Origin of the sequence: Saliphagus infecundisoli, assembly GCF_020177375.1 — an archaeon.
GTDB lineage: Archaea > Halobacteriota > Halobacteria > Halobacteriales > Natrialbaceae > Saliphagus > Saliphagus infecundisoli.
In genome coordinates this window covers 1-23,640 of the sequence record NZ_JAIWHV010000025.1, presented here as the reverse complement: position 1 = coordinate 23,640, position 23,640 = coordinate 1, and the positions used below count along the sequence as shown (strand labels likewise).

The following is a 23,640-nucleotide window of genomic DNA, read 5'->3' as shown; positions in this document are numbered from 1 at the left end:
AGCAACAAATTATAACTCATTATAATGTCTAAGGAACAGAATCAGCGTCATTGGCTTGCCGTTCACCGGCCAGTGTTGAATTACATTGAACGGTTGAACGAAACACAGTTTGCATATCTACTACTGATCCCTTCCGCGCTGGTCCTTGGTTTGATAGCGATCTGGCCGCTCATCCGAACCTTCGAGATGTCGCTCCATGCCGACGCGCTCCTCTCACCAGATATTATAGGGGAATTCGTCGGCCTTCAAAACTACATTGAAGTCATTACTGGCCAACGAGATTCTCAGATGGGCTCTGCATTTTTCGATCCCTCAAACCCTTTCCAGAGTGCACTCTTGGTCACGTTCATATTTACAATCGTTAGCGTATTCTTCGAAACGATTATTGGATTTGGACAGGCATTAGTTCTTGACAAAGAGTTTAAGGGACGACGGTGGGCACGTGTTGCGATAATAATGCCGTTGGCGATTCCGATCGTCATTCAAGGAATGATCTTTTTCCTGATGTTCCAACCCAATATCGGTTTCCTTGCGGCACCGCTCCAAGAATTAGGATTGTTCTCGGCTGCACCACTGTCTCAGAGCCTTGACGCCACGGTAATAATCATTGTTGCTGACATTTGGAAGACGTCCGCATTCATGGCGTTGCTCATCCTAGCCGGATTACAGAGCATCGATCGGAATCTCTACAATGTCGCTAAGGTAGCCGGCGCTACGCCATGGCAGCGATTCAAACGGATCACGCTTCCGTTGGTGTTGCCAATGGTCCTTATCGCAATGTTGTTCAGGACGATTCAGGCACTTCGAGTCTACGGATTGATTGAAACCGTCGCCAGCTGTAACACAATTCCATCACTCTCCTGTATGGTTGTCTCTACATTTAGTAACGGTCTCTATGGGACATCTGCGACGGTCGCGTTCATCATTGCGGCAATCATCGCAATCGCGGTCTCAGGATACATTTGGAGATTAGGTGAGGAGGCAGTAGTGTAAAACCATGGAAGAAAACACCACCAACAGCAGAGTAAACGTGTATGTGCAAAAGGCTATTAGGAGACCTGGCTCGGTGTACAAAACGGCGTTCTACATCGCAACCTTCGGATTCCTTGTTTCGACGCTCTTCCCATTCTACTGGTTGACAGCTCTGGCAGTGACTCCACAGGATCAGATATACGGGCTCGGTTTGCTGCCGAATGGTTTTAACCCCGGTGTCTTCATCGAGATATTCCAGCAGGCACCGCTCCATCGCTTTATCTTCAACAGTATCGTTTTGTCACTAGCGACTACGATATTCGTTATACTTCTCGCATCAATCACTGGATATGTATTCGGTCGTCTCGATTTCCCGGGGAAAGTGCCAATTATGCTGTTTGTGTTGGCAATTTCCTATTTCCCGCCGGCATCATTCCTCATTCCACTGTTCGAGCTATTCACGGGGAACGTCTCGATACTTGGCCTGAGTTCTCCTGATCTATTCAACACACCTGGATCACTGATACTCCCGTTTAGCGCACTGTTCATGCCGTTGTCCATATTCATCCTTACGACGTTCTACAGCCAGATTCCTGACGGGCTTGAAGACGCAGCTAGAGTTGAAGGGAGTACAAGACTTGGCGCTCTTTTCCGGGTGATTATTCCTCTTTCAGCACCCGGCGTAGTAACCGCCGGCGTTCTCACGTTCATTTATACTTACAACGAGTTCTTCTTCTCATATCTGATGAACAACGGCCAGCCAGAAAATTGGGCACCAATCGTGCACGGTATCCTCAACTATCAAACACAGTATGAACAGCTCTACAATTACATGGCAGCGGCGAGCTTGGTGGCTGTAATACCCGTCGCAATACTCGTCGTCCTCGCACAGGAGCAGATTATCAGCGGTCTAACCTCTGGCGCACTAAAGGAGTAACCATCCATGGCACAAGTTACACTCAAAGATATCACGAAGAAGTACGGTGATGTACAAGCGGTCGAAAATATGGATCTCGAGATCAAAGACGGTGAGTTCGTTTGTCTCGTGGGTCCATCCGGCTGTGGAAAATCAACGACGCTCGAGATGATGGCAGGTCTGACTGAACCATCTGCCGGAACGGTCACAATCGGTGACCGCGATGTCACATACCTACCACCGAAGGACCGAAACATCGCAATGGTATTTCAAAACATTGCATTGTTTCCTCATATGAGTGTGTATGAAAATGCTAGTTTCGGCCTCAGTCTTCGAAAGATCGAAACTGAAGAAATCGACCAAAGAGTCGAACAAGCCCTCGAAACCGTTGAAATGAGCGGCACCGAAGACCGAATGCCGGATGAACTGTCGGGTGGTCAACGCCAACGCGTTGCGATCGCACGAGCGATCGTTCGCGACCCAGATGTGTTTCTGATGGATGAACCGCTCGCGAATCTTGACGCAAAGCTACGCGTCCATATGCGTACTGAACTCCAACGAATCCATAAGGAGCTAGGGACGACCATAATCTACGTCACGCACGATCAGGCCGAAGCGATGACAATGTCCGATAGAATTGCCGTATTGAATGAGGGCAAACTACAGCAACTTGCCCCGCCACTAGAATGCTATAACCAACCAGCCAACGAATTCGTCGCGAGTTTTATCGGCTCTCCCTCGATGAATATGGTGAAGGGGACGATTTCTCACGAGGGAATCGTTACTGAGGAATTCTCCCTGCCAGCGTCTATTGCGGATGGTGATGGTCTCAATATCGACCAAAGTGTAATCATTGGTATCCGACCCGAGGATCTCTATCCAGCGAGTAACGCAGAGCAGGCAGGAGATCCCACGCCGAGCGTAGATGCACGGGTTGAGGTACTTGAGCCCATGGGAGAGAATATATTCGTTTACCTCGACGTCGTTGGTGAAGAAGTGAATCAGAGTGGAATGGAGGGGGCCCAGGGTGCGTCACAGCTACTGATGAGTGTTGATCCAAGCTTCGAAGTGAGCGAAGATGATCATCTACCGATCGTATTTGACAGAGAAAAGATCCACCTGTTCGACGCAAATTCCGGAGAGGCAATCTGCCACCAGATCAGTACCAAAGCCACCCCCGACGAGATCACTACTGACGGAGAGTGAAATGCTACTGGAATTCGACTGCGTTCTCCAAATTAGGGGTTTGTCTTCATCTTGTTCGTTGCTAGAACTACAACACTAACATATAAACCAGAGGCGCTAATGGATTCGTCGGCCGCTATTGGCGGTGTTGCCGCTCTCCCAGGATGCACCGCGAGTGATGGCCTGGACGTCGTTCTCGACTATTTCGTATCCACCGGGTCAAAGCCTGATATGATACCGGAGGACGCCCGCGACCACGACGGACAAGATGGGTACGAATGGGTGGTCGTCGAGATTGCCGTCGACGAGAGTGAGCTCAATATGGAAGACATGTGGTTCAACAGCCGGATCGAAACCGAAGACGGGTATCACGATCTCGATCGCGCCTCCGGTGAGATTCCAGAGAGGATTTAGTCATATGGAGCTGTCCACGAGGGGGCAAGACGGTCGCGGTCTATCAGATTGCGGAGGACACTGAGGTCGTCGGCTGGGATCTCTCGAAGCTTGACCAATAAATTGATTCGATGCGCTTTGTGGGGGATACCTTTCTAAAGCTGGCGTAAAGTGAGTCTCGTACACCTAGCCCATGGATACAAGACAGAACATAGGAGAGGAATTGCAGATACTCGAGCGTCGGTGGGAACGAATCACAGACGTTCCTGAGCGCCCACGATCGCTGATGAACGTCATCGAGTATTCGCTGGGCCAGCAGCGACGGGCGGAGGTGTACGTCAATCGCCTCCTGAAATACCTCCTCGATCCCTCGGAGCCACACGGGATGGACGACGAGTTTCTTCGGGCCTTTCTCACGAGTTTGCCATCCGACAGCGGATTCGAAGAAGACGTTCACGACCTCTCTACTGTTGACGTGGCTGAACAGGTCCAGATCACTAAGGGGCCGGCAAACGACACCTCGACCGGATACCTCGATCTCGCAATCCAGAGCCCCAACGAGTGGCTCGTTCTCGTCGAGTTGAAATTCGGAGCACCGGATACACAAACCGAGTTCTACTACAACGAGGCGACGCATATCGGTGGGGATCCGAAAACGGACTACGACTCCGGGATTTACTACGTCTTTCTGCATCCACAAGACAAGTCGACAGCAAACGAATCGGAGTTCACGAACTGGACCTGGAAGGACTTCACGGAAGACGTGCTTCAGGAGTGTCTCGCGGACAATGCACCACGGTATCCACAGCGGACAGCCACACAGCTACACGAGCTGCAGGACGACATCAAGGGAATTACCGGTATGACCGACCAACAAGAACACGACCAGGAGAAGATCGATCTGTACCTCACACACTACGACGCGATCACGGACGTCAGTGAGACGTTCGACGAGCGATGGGAGGAGTTCACCGACGAGTGGGCCGAACGGTTAGGTGAGCGGCTTCAGCAAGACGGGTTTGGATCCTACGCCGATTTCGGTGAACACCTCACGGCTGTCGAGTTGACAGCCAACGCATCAAGTGGACAGTCGTGGAAATTCCGGACCAGTAGTTCTGATTGGGGCATGATCTTCAAAGATGGCTGGTGGCGCCATACCGACGAGCTTGCCGACGAGATCTATGGACGACCAGACGATCGGAACGACGTCCGAATCGGATTCCACCACCGACTAGGGCGAAATCGGGATCGCGCTGTCAGGGATGAGAAGCTGACGTTCTATTTCCGAAATATGGGCGCCAACGACCAGGCGTTCATCGATGCGTTCAACGACAAGTTCTACAGTCGTCAGTCGGGGATTGAACAGACGCTTCCAGCGGCAAGTTCAGTAACCGGAAACAAGCGGAATATGATCGAAGCAACGTACGATATCGAGACAGATGCGTACGATGGGTTCTTCGAGGCCTATGTAGCAGCCCTAGAGCAGGCGTTTGTGGAGCATGTCGTCAAGAACGAGCAGTTAGTGGAACTGCTTGAGGGGGCCTATTTCGACGCGCTGGACGATGTGTATGGCCTTTCGAAGCAAGGTTCTGAGGTGAATTGAGGCTCTGTCGACGATCTCTGTAAGCATGTTCTTCAGAATAGGGCATCAACCGGTTGAAATTGCACGGCCATCGTGCCAACTGATAGGGATCAGCAGAAGAGTTCATAGTCGAAAAATCAGTTGGTGTTGAAGCCGGCTTTGTAGAGCTATTGGACACGACAACAGAGTCCGTGTAACACCACTACTTCCGGTGTTAGTGCAACAAATCGCAAAAGTCAGATAAAAAAGATAAGTATAAAGCATACGAATTCGGAGATTGTCGAAATGACTGAGTTTTTGTGACCCAATACAATCAAACGGGCGATGTTTTATTGAGATAAGTTTCTAACAGATCGAAAAACGACGGGTCGTGGTCTGCCGTGACACAATCAACGTTCCAGAGGCCAGACCTTCGGATTGTCTCATTGGGGCTATGCTTCCCTAACCAAGAAGGATCTCGCGGATCGATCGGGGTTTTATCATAGTTACTCAAGAGAGCGATCATATTTCTCTCGAGATGGGCCCGATCACTGTCTGGTCCAGGATCGTCATCAACCTCTACCCAGAGGAACGGAAGGTCTCGAATATATTGACTCACGCGGCGCTCATGCTCCAGTTCTTGGTTTCGGATTTCACTCCCAGCCGAGGACCCCTGTGCCCAGTTAGGATAGTCATCGTGCAATCCATTCCGTTCGATCATTGCTTCCCCCACACGGAGACGAAACACAGATCCGCGGTGATTTCCTCCGTCAGCGTACATTCCGCTGAAAGTCCCACGGTGAGCGATCAGCCGATTCCAAAGCGAGGTGCCGCTATCGATTGAGACTGCATGAGTACCAATACGAGTGATTCGCCGATAGTCGGTTGCCGTCCGGCTTTCATCCGAGGCAAAGAAGATATAAATTCCTCGGTCTGGCCAATTCATTCGGCCATTGCAATTGGATAACCGATATGGACCATTGATTTGATCCTCTAACTGCTCAAGTAGGCTGTAAAGATGATCTATGTCGCCTTGACGGCCCATGAGAGGAGGTCTTTTTCCTATCCGAAAAACGTTTGGTGACTTTATTATCCAGGGTGAGAGACCCTTACCATGGACTGGGTCGGTTTTGAGAACCGTGATTGGCTCGGATTTGAGTGGTCACCATGGTTATCCCTCAACCCAGAAGACGAGGAGTTATCCGAAATTCCAACAGACGAAGGGTTGTATCGAGTACGTCATGTCGAACGAGAGGGACTTGAATACATAGGAGAAACAGGTCGGAGTGTACGCGGACGAGTTATGGCGCTTGCACGGGGTGCTTACGCAGGTGAGATGCCATATCGAGACCCTCACGTAGGGGCGCCCTGTATGTGGGCGGTTCGACAAGAGGACGGTCCTACATTTGAAGTATCGTACATCACACCGGACGAGGCAACGGATAAAGCAACTCGAAAATCGCTCGAGGCCGCTTTGATCGCGAGTTACCGACGTGCAGTCGGGAAAAGCCCAACAGGTGCGTTTAGCCGTATCATTCCAGGTTATACGATGTCCAGTTATAGCAAAAACGAGAACCGAGGGGGCCTATTACCGGAGGGAAAAGCTGAGCCGTATGCTGAACCAGGAATTGCACCATTAGAGTGGCAGTCATATGAGGATCCAACAGCAGTTGATTGGATGGGACTGAAGTGGTCCGAACCTCTCGAACTCGCAGAAGTAAGTACCACCGTCCCTGCTACCAACGGCGTGTATCGAATATGGGATTCGACGTCACCACATCCACTCACGTATATCGGTGAAAGTGCGAACCTTCGGTCTCGGCTCAAAACCCACAAACGAAACCGACGAAACAAACTCCTATTTTCGTATTCAGCACCCGACGGAATCGATGCCAAGCACAAGCGATTGGAAGCAGAGACAGATCTGATTGGTGCGCATTGGTTAGCCGTCGGAAAACCACCGATGGACCAGCACTGAATAGCGGGTCCTGTTTAGTCGAAGTGATGAAATACGTCTAGGAGTAGTGCTCCGGTAGACCGATATTATTTCGTGTCGTCTGTCGTAATTTAGTCAACCGTTGCAAGGACGCAGACGTCTGTTCGAAGTAGTGTTCCCTTTGATTCGTCTTCGACGGTTTACGACGCATCGAGGGCAGCGGCGATTGATTGGAGTTCGCTTTTTCGGAAGGGGCGAGTCCCGTTTTCACGATCATCGTCATCAACTAGATCGAGTGTCCAGAGAATACCTGCACGCATCTGTGCTTTTGGTGGAAGAGTTACGTCGTCGATTTCGTAGCCGACCGCATCACAGATCGCAGCGAGGGCTTCTTTGGTGAACGCCGTCGATTCGATTCGTTCGTGGCGTCCCACTGCTTGACGGATCTCGTTGCGAAGGTCATCAGTCGTTTTCGCCATAACAGAGCCCACAGGCCGATGAGAGGTGTATATTCCGATCGAAGAGGACTGAAGGACCTTTCTCTGGAGAGGTATGGTCTGCCAGGAGTCAGTTCGAGGCTTGGTGGTTAGATTTTCGGCTCGAGCACCTGCATCAACTTCTCTTCCAATTCCGAGGCCTGCAGGATCTTGATCTCGCTCTCGTTCTCATGCTGCTCGTCGAGCGAGGCGGTCTCGTTCTGAAGATCTTGAACGACAAGCAGCCCGTTTCCCCCTGATCCGAAGTACTCGCCATCCTCACGTCCGAACACGTACTCTTCGTTGAGACGCAAAAAGGCGAGGTACTCGAGCGTTTCTTTGATGCCTCGTCGGATCGTGCCCTCGTTAGCGCTGTTTTTGATTTCGGTGATGAGATACTCATGGTCGCCCGATTCCTCAGAGATGATCTCGAGGACGATGATATCGGGCCGGCCAGTGTGATCCTCGAACTCCTTCTGAAAGTAGTTGCCAGCGATCTCCTTTGCGACGAGTTGGACCTGCTCTGTTCGCGATGGAGCTGCCTCGGTTTCGTCAGGGACGGCAACAAAGGAGAGATCTCGATCACGGGCAGAGTTGTCGTGGTAGAGGACGATCTCTTTCTCACCCTCGAATCGGGCCACCTCCTGGCGATCAGTAGCGATCGTTTGGAACCGAGGACCACTCTCTCGTAGCTCTTCGATAGTGGCGATGAATCGGAAGAGGACGAAGAGTTCGAACAACGAATCGGTATCGTCCGGAGCGATGGCGGTCTGTTCGAGTAATCGACGGATCTCGTCTGCCTCACCACTGAGCAGCCGCTGACGAAATTTGAGGAGTGAAGCAGCCTGTCGGTACACCTCGTGTCGAGAGTCCGCAGCCGTGGTTAACATCCGCTCTGTCGGTTCGTAGGTGTCAGGATCGCGGATGCGACGAACGTGGACGTTCCGCTCGACGATTCGTTGGAGTTCGTCAATCAGATCGTTACTTCCCTTCCAGGTCTCACTGACCCAGTCGTAATCGGCTCGGAGGTATTCCTCCGCTTCTCGGATCGTCCGATGAATAATCGAGATGAGCCGCTTGAGAACGATGTTCTCCGGGATATCGTAGTTCTCGGATCGATTATCGCAGACGAAGATCGAGTTGTCCTGTGGGTACTGTGAGTAGCGCTTTTTGATGGTGGCACCCCAGTTGATTCGACCGTCGATAGTCCCTCTCCGCGTTCGGGAAGTCGTCTGAGTCTCAGTACGGATACTCCGGAGTTGTGCAGAGAGTTCCCTGACGAACTCGACGACGTCGTCCTGCAGGATGAAATGAAGATCGAGGAGGAGTTCGTACTCCTCGAATCGCTCATCCAGTTGCTCCGGTTTGATCGACCGAGCTAACTCTTGCTCCGGAAAGGATCCACGCATCGCATACGCGAGAATATCCTCAGTGAGTTGGCCGAGGAGTTCGTCTCTATTCATTTTCAGCGAGTGATACCTGGAGCATTTCTTGGGCAGCCCCTTTGAGGAGGTCCTGGTCAATCTCCGGGACCTTTGTGAGTTTCCGAACGATGGTTTTGCGCTTTGGGACCCCCTCTAGCTGCGGGAAGATGTAGCTGATAACGGCTTGCGTGAGGTGATATCCGAGGTCATCCTCCGGGTGGAGGGTGACATACTGGAGAACGTCCTTGATGATCGCTGGGCCGATGGCACGCTCCTCAACGGCAGTGTTGGTGTTCAGCCAGACATGTCCAACTGCATCGGCTTGTTCGTGACTGATATCGAGGTCCCAGACGTCGGCATAGTCGAAGATGAGATCAGTGGCTGGATCGTCACTCTCTGAGGCAATCTCCTCGAGGTCAGGCGCCGGAACCCGAACGAACGCAAAGCGGCGCATGAACGCATAGCTCATCTCGTAGAGTGACGTCTTATCGTAGGCGTTCATCGTTGCAAAGAGACGCCACGAGTTGGGGACGACGAACTGGTTGGATGCAGCGAGTCCGTCGACGTCGTCGTGTGTCGTTAATTCGACTTCGTCTCCGTCGACGGTGTACGGTAACTGGACGGACTGTCCAGAGAGAAGCGTGAACAATTGTCCGAACGCTTTGTCGATATCCGCGCGGTTGAGTTCGTCGACGACGAGGAGATCGTTTGACTGGATGCCTCGCTGGCGATCCTTGAGTCGGTTGAGAACGATTCCGGGAGTGAAGGAGAGGTCGTCAGTGTTCTCGCCGGATTCGGTCGGCATGTAGCCACCGACGGTATCGAACGTCGACCAATCGGCCGTCGCTGTCGTCATCTCGAAGTCGGAATAGAGGTAAGGGTGAGAGTCGGCGAGGTGCTCGCAGACCCGTTCAGCGATCTCCGTCTTTCCAGTTCCGGGCGGTCCTGTGAGAAGTACGTGTTTATCGGACTGAAGCGCGGTCGAGATCTGTTCGAGAATCTGCTCGCCGAGATCGTCTTGGAAATGAAGGTCTTCGAGAATATCGTTGGGAAGCGTGCTCTGGAAGGGCTTGTGGGAATTGATTGTTGGGACTTCGGTCAGATCATCGGCCATCGCCGCGATGAGGGCGCGTGGGCGCTCATAGTCGATTTCATCATCGTCGGTACGGAAGGTCCCATACATCGATTGAGCAGGGAATCCTTTGCCGGAGACGCGTTTGCATAGCCGGTTGGCCTCATCGATCGGCAAACAGTCCACCGTGAGTGCGGCGATTTCCTGCTCGATGTCAGAGCGGGTCTTCTCAGAGATACCAGTGGCAGTGTCGATGGCGCCAATATCTCCAGTGAGAAAGAGCCGATCAAATTTCGCAAGCATGGAGAACTCTTCTCCGTCGTGGTGTTCATCCCACCACCACGGCTCATCTTTCTCGAATTTGTCGCCGAAAATTCCAACGCCGATAATCCCACCTGGTTGGTCCCCCAACCCAGGGTTCGATGGCTTCGATCGAGAATGAATTATTGCAACGTCGCCCGACTCCAATCTCTCCCAACGATCTTCATGGCCGTGTTCGAACGATATTGAGCCATATTCGACCGAGGCCACCCAGTATTCTGGCGGTGCTGTAGTCTTGTAGACGGTTGGCTCGGCAGTTCGAAGATGGGTTATCAGTGGATGCTCTGTCTCGGAGATGTCAGTGGGATTCTCTGGAGAGGTGTAGGTTTCATTGAGAATGCTGTCTAATTGAGGCGGGGTGAGACGCCCTTCAGTGATGTCCAAATCGGTCTGGATGAGATGAATCCAGCCCAGGAAGAGCGTTTGTTCGGGTGAGAGTGGATCGAGTATTCCTGTTCCGAGTTGGTCTGACTGTGTCGATAACCCTGGTTCTATAGACTGATATACGAGGCGGAGTTGGTCTAACGTTGCTTCGGTGTCAGACGAGACCGTGTCCGTTGGTTCGAATTCGGGGAGCGCCACAGACCAGTCCTCGATAACGGCTTCACCAATTCGGTTTCTGAGCCAGGAGTTGTTGTCGACAGGGAGACGAGTATCAATGTCCGCTACCGCCTGTTCGAGTGAGTCGTATTCGCTGGGACTTTCGGCAGGATAGATCTGGCGTCCTTTGATAGAGTCGAGGAACTGCTCAACGGAATCGTATTCGTCATTGAATGTCGATTCCGTGCGATCGAAATTGACTGCACTGAACGTATCGTTCGGCCATCCTTTGTAGCCTATTGAATCCCAAAAGGACTCGCGATCGAGATCAGCTTCGTAGATCGGCTGGAGAACCATTACGTGGGGGTAGACCTCATCAATTACGTCTCCCCAACCGACTGCATTGGTGAACTCACCAGCCTGTTCCGACTCGAGGATTGTCGAATGAGCAATGCGTGCTAGAGTCGTATACCGTCCACCATGGTGTCCATCTCTCTCAGCAAAAAGGAGATAGTCGCCAACATCAGCTGGCTCTTCTTCCTGGTTTCCCCATACACGGACCGTCTCTTGCTCGACCGGGATATTAACGATGCCTTCGATCGCCTCTCGAGGGACGCCCTCCAGAACCGTCCGGTCGAAATTCGTATGAATCGGGCCTTGATCAGTGGGGATCGGGACTTGGTAGATGGTTGGTGTCTGTTGGTGGTTAGAAAGATGGGATTCGATCTGCGCGAGTTCTGTCTCAAAATCTGTCGCTAGATCGGTTACGACAAGCCGACGAATGGCTGATCCAAGGAAGTGATTGAACTCTGCAGGCAGTTTGGTGATCGTTGGATTGGAGCGATCATCATCTGGAAGCTCAGCAAAGAGGTTCGTCTCATCAGAAAGGCAGTTGACTGCGATTCCCTTTTCGCCAAATGGGTACCAATCGACACTGACTACCTGTTGGTCATTGGATAGGTCGAAGTCAGGCCCGTCACGAAGGTCATCGAGTATCTCCGACGGGACGTCGAATGAAATGAGACGTCCGACACCGAATGGAACATCGATATTTGTAATCGCTGTTCCAGCGACTACGATGTCCCCGTTCTGGAGTTCACTAGTGGGGTTTTCAGATTGGTTGGGGATGACTGCAATGTTCTCAGTGTTCCACGTTTCCCATTCTTGATCGGTAAGTGGAGAGATTTGCCAGACAGTTCGGTTATCAGGGTCATACACTGGGTTACTATATAGTTGGTCTAAGAGTTCCTCATACACATCGACAAGGGCAAGCAAATCTGCTCTGATTTGGTCTTCGTTCTGGAGATCATCCAGGGAGTATTCCTTTGTGAGAATCGCACCGCTGTTATACATATCTGACCGTTGGACGTTTTCTTCGCTACCTTCGTGGGTTACAGTCGATGTGATCCTCGCTGCCTCCGGGTGGAATCCATTTGGTGGCCGAATGTAGTCCCGGTATTGGGCAGCATGTCGTTCAAGGATGGTATGGGAGTACGGTTTTCCGGATATCCGGCTCGAGCAACGCTGGGCTTCCGTCGCCCCCTGATTTAATGTGAGATAGAGTCGATCAGCATCGGTGTCGAAGAGGTAGACGATGTAGATTCCTTTTTGCGTAGTTGTGGTCTCATCGGGACGTTCGACCGGGATATACGGAATATCACTCATCGATCCCTGACCGAGCGAGGAAGAAACGTTGTACTCCTGTTCTGTACTTTCGAGTACACTGGACACCGCTTCCTCGCTTGTATTCTTGATGAGATCGTGTAGATCCGGATCGTCGTTGATCTTGTAGTACTCGCGGCCCTTCCCGATCTGTGCTGGTGAAGGATATCGGGTGAGAATTTGATGAAGTGTTTCCCCCAGGCTTTGTTCCGAAGAGAAGGACATATCCATGATAGCGGAGTTCACTCACTATAATAATTCATATCTTTCGGCTAGAGAGAGGTGATCTAGTGCCGCTTCAGCCTTGAACGACTAAGTTCATCTCCTCAGTTCGCCTCTCGGTAGCATTCAGACGTCCTCTGAACCCACTCATATCACGAACTCAGGAGTACGTTGTCGATTGTCTGCCGACGAGCGAGCCGAACTTGAAGCAATGTTAGCGGCTGAAACACACAAAACGCGAGATGAGGCAGTCAGCTTTGAAGAGGACAGGATATCAGTTAGAGGGTGCCGTTGGGCCGAGTTTGTTGGCGATAGTAGAACCCAATCTACAGGCTGAAAGAGTTAGTCGTCAGGTCTCGGTTCCTGCTCGGAGTCAAGCACCGTGGGAATGTCAGCGTTATCCATCCGCCGGCTGCCGTAGAAATAGTAGATTACACTGATGACGATCAGGAACACGATTCCGAGGCCAAATGATGTCACGGCACCCGAGAACGTACCGTAGAGGATAACAGCGACACCTATCATCCCGAGCACCGGAAACAGCGGGAATAATGGCTGTTTCCAGTTCTGATTGGCAACGTGGCGAGGATGTTCACGACGGTACTTGACGGCGGCGACAATCGCAATGGCCCACGTGACAAGCCACGCAAACGTCAGTAGCAGTGAGAGTTGCGCATAGTCCAGTAGTTCATATTGAGCTACTAATAGCAGGATGACGCTGCAGGCCCATACGAACACAGTTGAAAAGAGCGGAACACGCGTCTCCTCATACACCTGTCCGAAGATATCAGGTAGGACCTTCATTTCGCCCATCTTGTAGAGCATCCGTGGTGCAGAGTACATCGTACCCATGAAGAGACTGGTGAATGCTGCGATCCACGCTGCGAAATTGATGATGAGTGCAGCGTTCGATCCCCAGACCATCTCTGCGGTCGTCGTGAAGGGCGATTCAAGCGCCGAGAACTCCTCGTAGCCCATGAGACCGACCATCCCAATCATCGCAACCGTATAGATAAAGAGGAATGTCAGACACGAAACAACCAGCGCACGAGGGATATCCTCAACGTTCTTCGCTTCGTCCCCACCTGTAGTGAGGGTGAGTGGTCCCATATAAGCATACATTCCAAATGCCATCGCAGTCCAGACGCTTCCAGTGCCGGTCGCGAAGAACGGCGAGAAACGCTCTCGAGAGAAGTTACCATTGAGAATAGCGCTGACGCCAAATATGAGGACAATACCCACAAGTACGAGTACAAGGCCGAGCTGAAGTCGGCTCGACAGAAACACACCACCGAGCTGGATAAGCGCGAAAATCGTCACAAAGAGGATTCCCCAGACTGCGGCTGGTACCCCTAGATCAGGAACGAAAAACTGAGTGATCCGGCCTAATGCTAAGCCAACACTCCCGCCCGCGATTATCCATCCAACGGCATACGAGAGTCCGCTAATGAATCCGGCATAGTCTCCAAGGAGTTCCCGTCCCCAAATCCACATGGCGCCGGCACTCGGCAGACCGACCGCGAGATCACTCACCGCGAGGGCGATGAAAAGCATGAACATCCCAGCCAGTACGTATGCGAGGATAGCCGCCGGACCCGCTGTTGCAATCCCATCGCCCAGTAGCAGGAAAATACCGTCACCGACCACTGATCCAACGCCGATCGCCCACAAGTGCCAGAATCCCAGCCGCTTTGCTAATCCCGTTGATTCTGCAATTTCTGTATCTGTTGACATTGATGCTAGCTTGTCACAGACCAGAACGAACATGTACTTAAACGTTGGCCGAAATTAGAATGAAATTCATATTTGTTAGTTTGTAGAACTAATACATATTGCGTAGTTAAGAATTGAATGACACCTCTTCGTATCTATTATGTTGAGTTCGTCATGCCTCGGTCGCCTAGGCAATTAGTCACCTGAGTATTATGGTCCCTTCAGCCGTCATCAATCGTATGGACCGAGAACAGAGCGTGCTTGACCGAGATGCCGACGTGCTTTCGGAGGCAATGAAGATTCGGTTTTTCCCCTTCGCTCTCGCAAGTCAATCCGATGCAACGCTTACAGGCGTTGACGGTGACGGGTTAATCGATTTTACGTCTGCATGGGCAGTAGCGAACACAGGCTATCGACATCCATCGGTCATTTCTGACCTCCACGAGCAACTCGATACTGCACTCGCGAATTCACCAATCTCGTTCCCTCATCCACCACTGGTCGAGCTCGCCGAGCGTCTCCGTGACCGATTCAATGGTGATATCCCGACGAAAGTGTGGTTTGGGCATTCCGGATCAGAGGCAGGCGATTTGCTCTCGAAGGCAATCCCGGCCACGGGCGATGGGGACGTGGTCATATCTTTCGAGGGATCGTACCACGGAATCACGGCCGGCGCAGCGGCCATTTCAGGGCATAGCGCACAGGCGGACGTCGGTGCAGAGAATGTTGTTACTCTACCGTTCCCTGACGTGTATCGTTCCCCCCACTCACCAGATGTGCTCGTAGAAGACGCGCTTGAGGCAGTCAGCAAGGCGTTCGAGACTCACGACGTTGCTGGACTCATCACTGAACCGCTCCAGAGCGACGGTGGCATTCTCGTTCCACCCGATGGATTCCTCGAGGGACTCGCCGACCTCTGTACCGACAACAACGCCTACTTCGTCGTCGACGAGGTGAAAGCCGGACTCGGACGCACTGGTAAGTTTTTCGCGTACGAACACGCTGATGTCGCACCCGACGCCATCATGCTCGGCAAGCCACTCGGCAGCGGTGTTCCAATCAGCGCGGTGGTCGGACGGGCAGAACTCGTCGATTTCGAGCCGGCGAGTCACATGATGACGACGGCAGGTGGGCCATTGCCGGCCGCGGCTGGCCTCGCAACCCTCGATGTCATCGAATCGGAGAACCTTCCAGCACGCGCCGCTCGCCTGGGTGACCGCCTCTCAAGAGGAGTAGAAGAGCTCGCCGCGGACTCGCCAGTGATCGGAGACGTCCGTGGACGAGGACTAATGCAGGGCGTCGAACTCGTCGAACCCGGCACGGATGATCCATCACACGACCTCGCAGCGCAGGTATGCCTCCACGCACGGCGCCACGGTCTCGCGGTATTCTACGTCGGGATGCACTCGAACGTCCTCGAGCTGACGCCACCGTTGACGATCTCCGAGTCCAATCTCGATGCGGGTATCGAACGATTGGGAGCTGCGATCGGGGACGCGCGAACGGAAACGCTCGATCCGGATCTGTTAGCGCAGTACGCCGGCTGGTGAGCTCACTGATTCACACGACGGTTTCTTGCCTTCGTCGGCCGAGCGTTCGCTATGAGCATCCACGACGTCGTCGCATCGACGCCGCTCGTAGACAACCACGCCCACGCCGTCGAACCGCTCGACAGAGACCGTGTCACCGAAACGTTTGCAGACTTCTTCACTGAAGGAGAGCTTGCGCCAAAACACGCTCGCCATACACTCAACTACCGCGTGACACTGGACTTCCTCGCAGAACAGTTTGGTGAGGCTGACGAGGCGACATTACTCGCCCACCGCGCTGATGTCGACCCCGAATCATACTCACGCGAACTCATCGACGAGACGGGCACGGAAACGATCCTCGTCGATGACGGCTTCCCTGACGTCACGCCTGATGAGTTCGGAGCGTACACCGACGCAGACCTCAGGCCGATTCATCGCATCGAGAACGTCGCCGAGAGGCTACTCCCGGCGTCGGAATCGCTCAACGCGTTCGAAGAGACCTTTGTCGACGAACTCGATGATGCACTCGGCGGAGATTTCGTTGCGCTCAAGACGGTTATCGCGTATCGAACGGGTCTCCAGGTGCGCGCGCACGATCGCGAGGCAGTCCGGCAAGCGTACGACGAGGTATGTCGAAACTGGGACGGTCGCGTCGAACAGCCTATTTTCAACGACTATCTCGTCCACCTCGCTGCGGACGTGGCTGCCTCCCACGACGCGCCGCTCCAATTTCACACGGGATTTGGCGACGCTGATGCACACCCCCAGTTCGTCAATCCGACCTACCTGTATGAGTTTCTCACTGCTCACGCTCAGACACCTATCGTCCTGCTTCACGGCGGCTATCCATACACTCGCGCTGCGGGCTACGTGACGGCGACGCTCGATAACGTCTATCTCGATCTTTCGCTGGCAACGCCGTTCGTCCAGCACGGGGTCGAACCACTCATTTCGCAAGCGCTTGAACTCGCGCCAACGACGAAACTGCTCTACGGGAGCGATGCGTTCTCCGTGCCTGAACTATACGTCCTTGCCGCGCGTCGGTTCCGCGCCGACCTGACGTCGGTGCTCGATCGACTCCACGCGGATGGCTTCATCAGTGAGTCGTACGCCGAATCGATCGCTCGGGGAATTCTCCGAGAAAACGCCATCGCCCTCTACGATCTCTGAACGAGCCCTACCTCCGCGATCGCAAACTTGAGCATCGCTTTTGCACCAGCGATCACGTGGTCGCGCTCGACGTATTCAAGCGGCTCGTGTGACAGTGCCCCCGACGGACCGTACTCAACGAGAGTCGGAATGTGTGTCCCATGGTAGATGAAGGCAGCGTCAGTGACACCTGGCGCGACATCAACTCCCGGATCGTAGCCGACAGTGTCAGTGGCGGCCCATGACGCCGTTCGAACCAGCGGGTGGTCGGCTGCGGCCTCACGATTATCTGCGAGGGCGACTGGTGGGAAGAACTCGTGTTCGCCGACCGTCGCTGAGAACTCGACGTTGGGTGCGGCAGCGCGTGCCCGCTCCGCGATCGCCGCACGGAGGTCGTCTTGAAGCGTATCGACACCCTGTGGAAATCCCTTCCAGCGAGGAATTCGGATATCGAACGTCGCCTCACACCAATCGGAAACGGTATTGAGACCGCTTCGTTCGATGGCCCCGGTATCCGAATCGACTCGTTTGACATCCCCACCGACGATCGTCGTTCCGGGGGCAACGGTCAGATCGCCTAGCAACGCATCGTCAACGAATGGGGCGGCAACATCGTCACGGTAGTCGTTCGTATCGGCTTCCGCGAGTGCCTTCGCAACTCCCAAGACGGCGTTGTTCCCGAGGTCGGGCGTAGACGCGTGTACTGACTCGCCGTCGGCACGAAGCGTCACCCACACGAGTCCTCGATGCCCAACGACTGGGACAAAACCGTACGATCCTTCGAGTACGACTGCGGACCAGCCGTCGTACGTGTCATATCGATCGCCGAGCCAATCGTCGCCGCCGTCCCATCCGATCATGTTCTTTGCGCCGATCTGGTAGTACTCTTCGTCGACGAGGTGACCGTGGATCACGTCACCGCCGAGTGCCACGTCGGCGCCAGTGAGTGCGGCATCAAGGCCGAGCGCACTCCCAGCGAGACAGATGATTGCCGCCTTGTTGTCGTAGACCCCACGGCCGAACAGCGCCGCCGCCTCGTCTTCATCACGGAGTCGCCAGATGCGGTCCATCCGGTTTCGGATGGTGCGCTCCTCGCTCCGGTCTCCGACGGAAACCTCCACCGTACACTCGTCGATGCGACGGACCGTTCCTTCCTGTATCTGCCATGGATCGTTCTCGGGCCAGTCATCGTCGGTGCCGGGCGGAACCACGTCGGTATGGCTGGTTGCAACAAACCCGTTGTCGGCTGCGCCCGGCAGAACAGTGTAGACGTTCTCTCGGGGTTCTTCGCAATAGTCTCCTTCGGACGGAAGCAGTTGCGCGTCTAGTTCAAGCAGATCAGCACGGTTCTCAAGAAAGTCCCACAATCGCCCGACAGTAGTCCCCCTGTCGTCGTGAACGCCCTCGTTGCCGCGGAGGCTCGGTCTCGCGACCAGATCGCCTAATAGATTAACAAGTGTGTCCGCGTTCTCGTCGATCCAGGCACACCCCGTCTCGACGAGTGCCTGTTCGCGTTCGGTGAGGTCAGTCATCCGTTTCACCGGTGTAGGCGCTCCCGTTGTCCCACAATCCCGATTCGAGGTTGTGGTCGGAGAGCCACGTTCGGACGGTATCGGCACTGTCGGTGGGCGATACGAGCAGGAGACCACCATCCCGATGATCATCGGCTCGTTCGAGGCCTTGCCTGATGTACGACTCCGGCTGAAGATGATAGCCATCCCACCCGAACGTCTTGTAGGAATCGCGGATCACGAAATATCGTTCGTCATTTTCGGAACGCGTTACACGCGCCGCGACGGTCGTGAAGTGCCCGACGTCCCAGTCCATCGTCCGAAAGTATGACGGGTCATCCCACTGGGTGAGCAGGGAGACGAGATTGTATTTGTGACCGAGCAGCCCCGCAGGGGCTAGCGTGTGTTTCAGATTGTAGTTGAGGATCGGCTGACCAGGTAGGTCATCGGTCGAGATCGCACCGAGCAGCGCATCGAATCGAGCCTCGTCGAGTTGGGTCGCGCCGTTGTGAACGGCCGGCACCGGAATCGCCTCCACTCGACCGTTCGAGACGGTTTCACAGGCAGTAACCAGTCCTTCGGGGCTCGTTCCGCCCTCGTCTTCAACAACGGTGAAGTCGCCATCGAAGTAGTCGTGCATGGACCACGTCCCAGCACGTTCGGCTGGCAGTTCGCCCTCCTCGATACGACGCTCGACGAGCGACTGACGGTCGGCATTGTGTGGTTCGAGCGCGGTGCCGGCTACATCAGCTACGTGGTCGACCGTAACCGGCTTGCCGTCATCATCGTGGACGCCGAACGCCTGAAGTAGATACGTGAGCGTGTACGCCCCACAGACCATATCCTTTTGATCGCGGAGCAGTCGATACGCCTCATGGACGTCCGGGAAGCCAGGCAACACCGCTACGTCGAGATCGAGGGCATCGAACAGTGGTGGAGTGGTGGACATCAGAACGCCCGTGTGAACTCGTCGATCTCCCAGTCGGTGACAGTACCTGTAAACTCCTCCCACTGACTGCGCTTGACTTCGAGATAGGACTGGAAGAGCGTCTCTCCCATCGCGTCGGCAATTACCTCGTCAGCTTCCAGTTCGTCCAATGCGTCCCCCAAGGTTTCCGGGAGCCGGTAGATGTCCTGGTCTGTGCGCTCAGTAGCTGACATCTCTGCGGGATCCTCGTTTACGGGGGCGCCTGGGTCCAGTTCTCGGCCGACACCATCCATGCCAGCTGCGAGCAGTCCAAGTTCCGCGAGGTATGGATTGGCCGTATTATCTGCGGGCTTGAACTCGAATCGAGTGGTGTCACTCGGCTCCTCCCATTGTGACGATGGCACACGTACGATTGCTTCCCGGTTGTCTTGTCCCCAGCAGGTAAACGCCGAGGCCCACATGTGGGGCCGGAGACGCTTGTAGGACGTGACAGTCGCCGCAGTCAGCGCCACGAGCGCTGGTGCATGGTCCAAGATACCTCCGATGAAGTGGCGGGCAGTCTCACTCAGACCGTATCGGCCCTCACTGTCAGGGTCGTGGAAAACGTTCTTGCCGTCGTCCCAGAGCGAGAGATGGATATGACAGCCTGACCCGGCAGCCTCTTCGAACGGTTTCGGGACGAACGTCGCTTCAACGCCGTTGTTTGACGCGACCCCCTTGACGGTCTGTTTGAAGAGGATATGATTGTCTGCCGCCTGTAACCCTGGGGCGTGCTCGACAACTAGTTCCTGTTGGCCGGGGCCATATTCCGGATAGTACGCGACGATATCCATCCCCTGAGCTTTGAGTGCGTCCGTCATGTCGAGGGCGATGTCGTTGGCGCTTTGCATGCCATCGGCGCCGAAGCAGACGCTATCGTCGAAGGGGATCAGCTCGCCGTCATCGGTTGTCCGAGTGAAGTAGAATTCGCTTTCGAACGCTGCGTTCGTCTCATATGGGAGGTCATCGAGATACGATGAGAGCGCACTTCTAGGATCGGCATCCCACGGGGTTCGGTCGAGGTCATAGAGGTCACAGAGCAACACGGCTGCGCGGTCGGCATACGGGAGGACCCGGAACGTCTCCGGATCAGGGAGTATTCGAACCTCGCCTGCGGCGCCGAACATCCCGCCGGGTGCGAGATGATCAAGTGAGTTGAACGACTGCATCGCCGATGAGAGGTTGATCCCATCATCCAGCGCGGATTCGATGTGATCGGCATCAACGACGCGACCGCGAGGAACACCATCGTTCCCGACGTATAGGAGCCGAACAAGGCTTACATCGTCAGAATCGCATGTTTCGATTACCTCGTTTCTGGTTGGCATAGGTGTGTGGAAGGATGTAGCAATGAAGAAAGTTTCCCGGTAAGCCACACAGTTCTGCCGTTATATTTGATCCGATGAGTCGAAGGATGATCATTATAGGAGAGTGAGAAAAGAATCTCAGCAAATGTCGAGGTCTTTGGCTGGAATCTCTCGGAGCTGGACCAGGAAGTCAAGGCTGACGAGTTATGATCCATGTTTTCATACCCATGCCGGTCGGTAGTAAGAGTCTGAAGGACGACTGGTTAGTAAGTCTGTTGTCGTTCACTAGCCTGGAGAGATAGAATTTTATTCCAATTACGTTGTGTGAGTTTGAAGTGGTGGGCCATTCCAAATAGTGACAAATAAATACCCATTTCTAGAGATATCTTAAAGTATATTGAATATAATCGATTGATAACGATGAGATTGCATGAATTGATGGATAGAAATTGGAACAGCTATGAACGCAAACGCTTCATCAAGGGTGATACTAAAATCAAAACTGACGACTTCGACCCGGAAGCGTTCAAGCATGACGGTTTCAGCGATCGCGAAGCATACCTGGAAACATACGCACCAGCACTCGCCACTGAGGAACGCCTTGAAAAGGAACTCAACAACTTTACGCCACCGAGGATTGGCGAAATTAATAATTCCCCTTACCAAGCCCTTGTTATTCGATACGGAATTCTTCATCAACTCATCCAGCAACCCGACTATAACATGGAGAAGGTGGATTTGATAGATGCTGTTCAGGACTGGCAGCGAGACCTCATTCAATCTCAAGACGAAGACAATTTTCCCGAAACCGACGACCTGCTACACCTCGCACAGGCGGCCGTTGATTACAAGAACCAAATTAATGATTCTGAACTCCATATGGTGTTCAGCTATTTCCAACTTCACAACAACGCCCACGACAGCAAACACGAGTACTACACGTGGCTTGATTTCTTCCAACGACTCTCCGCGCTTGACCGTTTCCCGAAGGTTTCGCGGTCAGACAGTCCCGAACATGCCCGTGACACTATCGAGAAAGGGGTATGGTCTCTCCAAGAGCAGGCACTTGTCTATGAAGTTGACGACCCCGATTACGACGAACTCGTTGGTATCCCCGAAAATTACGTCGATGTGATTCGCGATTGGCTATATTACGAGATGTCCGACGAAAACTATCGCCAGATGCTCGAAACACTCGACATTTTCGATCACCAGGCCGTTCTGATCGAAGCCCGTGACCGTTTCGGTGTTACCGGGAAGAACTACGGCAAAAACGAAAATCGTCGAGAGAATATCGTCCAAGCGGGCGTCTACCCAAGCGAGTTGTTGAAACAGGTCGTTCCCAAGGACGACCTCAAAGATATCGTTGACGAATACGGACTTGATGCCCACAAGCTGAAGACCGAAGATATGGTGTCGGCGATTATTGAGTACTTTGAACAGTCCCAGAAGTCTGTGGAGGAGGGAAAACAAGAGGTCGATCTGTATGTGGATGCCTTCGAAGATATCGCGGACGGTGCTGTTACCGACGTGCCGCCCCAGCTTCAGGACCTCGTCGATGCGGATAATCCTTCGGAGAAGCTAGATATCCTCTTTGAGGATGCGACCGGCAAGATATTCCAAGAGGTGTTCAATCTTGAAGGGACGACTCAGCTCGGTCAACAGGCAAGTGGTGTGGTCGCCGATGGCGAGATCCAACAAGACGCTCAGTGGCTCCTCTGGGACAATAAACGCCGCCGTCAGGAGTTCCGCCTTGGAAGCGATGCTCGCAGTAAGATCAAGAACTACATTGATACGAAGGGTGAGCAACACAATGTTGAGTGGTTTCTGATTATCGCACCGGACTTTACTGACCAGGCAGCGACGAACGCATTACAGTTGGAAATGCAAGTTGGAACGGATATTCGGTTAGTGCGAGCTGAGGATTTGAAGGCTTTAGCCGAGTTATGGCGAGAAGAGTATGCGTCCGACGACCGTGAATTACCGTTATCGGTCTTTAGTGGATCAGAGATCTTCAAAGTAGAGACGGCAGCTGGCTGGCTTGAAACACAGTTCTCGTAGCACCACACCGGGGTGTAATGGTAGTTGGCAGGTTCGAAGCGTTGCCGTACGTAGAAGTGACGTTTTGGTGAAATCAAGATAGGAGTACTAGTCGTTTTGGTTGCGTTTGAGGAGATCATCCTCGGAAACCCATTCACCACAGTGAGGGCAGGCGTATTCAGGATCCTCGGTGGCGACTTCCATGAATCCCGAGGCCAGAATGGATGCTGGTAAGGCAAATAATCCGACCCCGATTACAGCAACGGCTGCACCGATAAGTTTCCCGACCACGGTTTCAGGGTGGACGTCGCCATAACCGACCGTCGTCAGCGTCACCACGCCCCACCACAACGTCTCGGGAATACTCGCAAACGCCTCGGGCTGGGCTTTGCGCTCGGCGAAGTACATCAACGATGATGCCAGCAACAGTAGAATACCGCCGATTGTGGAGGTGATGACAAGGTCTTCTTTCTTTTTGCGTAACACCGTCGCGAATAGCGTAATCGACTTGGTATACCGAGCGAGCTTGAACAGCCGAAGGAATCGGAGGAGTCGAATTGCCCGGAGGAATCGGAAGTCGATCAGGAAGCCAAGGAAAAAGGGAAGGAGCGCTACTAGTGTACTGTCAGCCGTGAGCTGAAACACTCATGTTGTCGTGGATCGTAGGCTGGTGATAATGACCCAGTCGACGTATCCAATCGAGTTGACCGAGGAAGAGCGCGATACACTGAACGGCATTAC

The 23,640-nt window shown here is 53.5% G+C and carries 18 protein-coding genes; 9 read left to right on the top strand and 9 right to left on the bottom strand.

Annotation, left to right across the window (positions count from 1 at the left end; all coding sequences use genetic code 11):
* Positions 1-24 precede the first annotated feature (24 nt).
* From LCF40_RS18525 to LCF40_RS18505, 5 genes are all read left to right on the top strand, one after another.
* Positions 25-993: a carbohydrate ABC transporter permease gene (locus tag LCF40_RS18525; protein ID WP_224829671.1), complete on the top strand. Its 969-nt coding sequence runs from the start codon at positions 25-27 to the stop codon at positions 991-993.
* A gap of 4 nt (positions 994-997) precedes the next feature.
* Positions 998-1,909 (top strand): carbohydrate ABC transporter permease, encoded by a 912-nt coding sequence (locus tag LCF40_RS18520; RefSeq protein WP_224829670.1) that lies wholly within the window; start codon positions 998-1,000, stop codon positions 1,907-1,909.
* Positions 1,910-1,915: 6 nt separating this feature from the next.
* Positions 1,916-3,094, top strand: a complete 1,179-nt coding sequence (locus LCF40_RS18515) for an ABC transporter ATP-binding protein (protein WP_224829669.1) — start codon at positions 1,916-1,918, stop codon at positions 3,092-3,094.
* A gap of 99 nt (positions 3,095-3,193) precedes the next feature.
* Complete coding sequence (locus tag LCF40_RS18510; protein ID WP_224829668.1) at positions 3,194-3,487, top strand: hypothetical protein; 294 nt, start codon at positions 3,194-3,196, stop codon at positions 3,485-3,487.
* A gap of 265 nt (positions 3,488-3,752) precedes the next feature.
* Positions 3,753-5,069 carry a PD-(D/E)XK nuclease family protein gene (locus tag LCF40_RS18505; RefSeq protein ID WP_224829667.1) on the top strand — a complete coding sequence of 439 codons (1,317 nt, stop codon included), beginning with the start codon at positions 3,753-3,755 and terminating at the stop codon, positions 5,067-5,069.
* 292 nt (positions 5,070-5,361) lie between these two features.
* Here LCF40_RS18505 and LCF40_RS18500 read toward each other — a convergent pair whose 3' ends face one another.
* Positions 5,362-6,072 (bottom strand): GIY-YIG domain-containing protein, encoded by a 711-nt coding sequence (locus LCF40_RS18500; protein WP_224829666.1) that lies wholly within the window; start codon positions 6,070-6,072, stop codon positions 5,362-5,364.
* A gap of 69 nt (positions 6,073-6,141) precedes the next feature.
* Here LCF40_RS18500 and LCF40_RS23475 point away from each other — a divergent pair, with 69 nt between their 5' ends.
* The gene (locus LCF40_RS23475; RefSeq protein WP_318247912.1) at positions 6,142-7,005 is read left to right on the top strand and encodes a GIY-YIG nuclease family protein; all 864 of its coding nucleotides are present in this window, start codon (positions 6,142-6,144) and stop codon (positions 7,003-7,005) included.
* Between the two features lie 158 nt (positions 7,006-7,163).
* On the opposite strand, the gene LCF40_RS18490 is transcribed toward LCF40_RS23475, so the two are convergent.
* The 4 genes from LCF40_RS18490 to LCF40_RS18475 all read right to left on the bottom strand — a co-directional run bounded on the left by LCF40_RS18490 (position 7,164) and on the right by LCF40_RS18475 (position 14,447).
* Positions 7,164-7,442 (bottom strand): hypothetical protein, encoded by a 279-nt coding sequence (locus LCF40_RS18490; protein WP_224829665.1) that lies wholly within the window; start codon positions 7,440-7,442, stop codon positions 7,164-7,166.
* A gap of 107 nt (positions 7,443-7,549) precedes the next feature.
* Positions 7,550-8,902 (bottom strand): hypothetical protein, encoded by a 1,353-nt coding sequence (locus tag LCF40_RS18485; RefSeq protein ID WP_224829701.1) that lies wholly within the window; start codon positions 8,900-8,902, stop codon positions 7,550-7,552.
* Entirely contained in the window at positions 8,895-12,683 is a 3,789-nt protein-coding gene (locus LCF40_RS18480; protein WP_224829664.1) for an MrcB family domain-containing protein, read from the bottom strand. Before LCF40_RS18480 ends, LCF40_RS18485 begins: the two co-directional genes overlap by 8 nt.
* A 339-nt stretch (positions 12,684-13,022) precedes the next feature.
* Positions 13,023-14,447, bottom strand: a complete 1,425-nt coding sequence (locus tag LCF40_RS18475; RefSeq protein ID WP_224829663.1) for an APC family permease — start codon at positions 14,445-14,447, stop codon at positions 13,023-13,025.
* A gap of 185 nt (positions 14,448-14,632) precedes the next feature.
* Here LCF40_RS18475 and LCF40_RS18470 point away from each other — a divergent pair, with 185 nt between their 5' ends.
* Both LCF40_RS18470 and LCF40_RS18465 read left to right on the top strand, forming a co-directional pair.
* A complete protein-coding gene (locus LCF40_RS18470) occupies positions 14,633-15,943 on the top strand; it encodes an aspartate aminotransferase family protein (RefSeq protein ID WP_224829662.1) in 1,311 nt (436 codons plus the stop codon).
* Positions 15,944-15,994: 51 nt separating this feature from the next.
* Positions 15,995-17,095: an amidohydrolase family protein gene (locus LCF40_RS18465; protein WP_224829661.1), complete on the top strand. Its 1,101-nt coding sequence runs from the start codon at positions 15,995-15,997 to the stop codon at positions 17,093-17,095.
* On the opposite strand, the gene LCF40_RS18460 is transcribed toward LCF40_RS18465, so the two are convergent.
* From LCF40_RS18460 to glnA2, 3 genes are read right to left on the bottom strand one after another with little or no spacing between them, the layout of a single operon-like run.
* A complete protein-coding gene (locus LCF40_RS18460) occupies positions 17,083-18,606 on the bottom strand; it encodes a M20 family metallopeptidase (protein ID WP_224829660.1) in 1,524 nt (507 codons plus the stop codon). The genes LCF40_RS18465 and LCF40_RS18460 overlap by 13 nt on opposite strands.
* Positions 18,599-19,534, bottom strand: coding sequence for a DUF6885 family protein (locus LCF40_RS18455; RefSeq protein ID WP_224829659.1), 936 nt, complete (start codon positions 19,532-19,534; stop codon positions 18,599-18,601). Before LCF40_RS18455 ends, LCF40_RS18460 begins: the two co-directional genes overlap by 8 nt.
* On the bottom strand, positions 19,534-20,880 hold the full coding sequence (gene glnA2 / locus LCF40_RS18450; protein WP_224829658.1) for a gamma-glutamylputrescine synthetase: 1,347 nt from the start codon (positions 20,878-20,880) through the stop codon (positions 19,534-19,536). Before glnA2 ends, LCF40_RS18455 begins: the two co-directional genes overlap by 1 nt.
* A 417-nt stretch (positions 20,881-21,297) precedes the next feature.
* Between glnA2 and LCF40_RS18445 the strand changes: the two genes are divergently transcribed.
* Entirely contained in the window at positions 21,298-22,920 is a 1,623-nt protein-coding gene (locus tag LCF40_RS18445; protein WP_224829657.1) for a hypothetical protein, read from the top strand.
* Positions 22,921-23,007: 87 nt separating this feature from the next.
* On the opposite strand, the gene LCF40_RS18440 is transcribed toward LCF40_RS18445, so the two are convergent.
* Positions 23,008-23,544: a potassium channel family protein gene (locus tag LCF40_RS18440; protein WP_224829656.1), complete on the bottom strand. Its 537-nt coding sequence runs from the start codon at positions 23,542-23,544 to the stop codon at positions 23,008-23,010.
* Positions 23,545-23,640 lie beyond the last annotated feature (96 nt).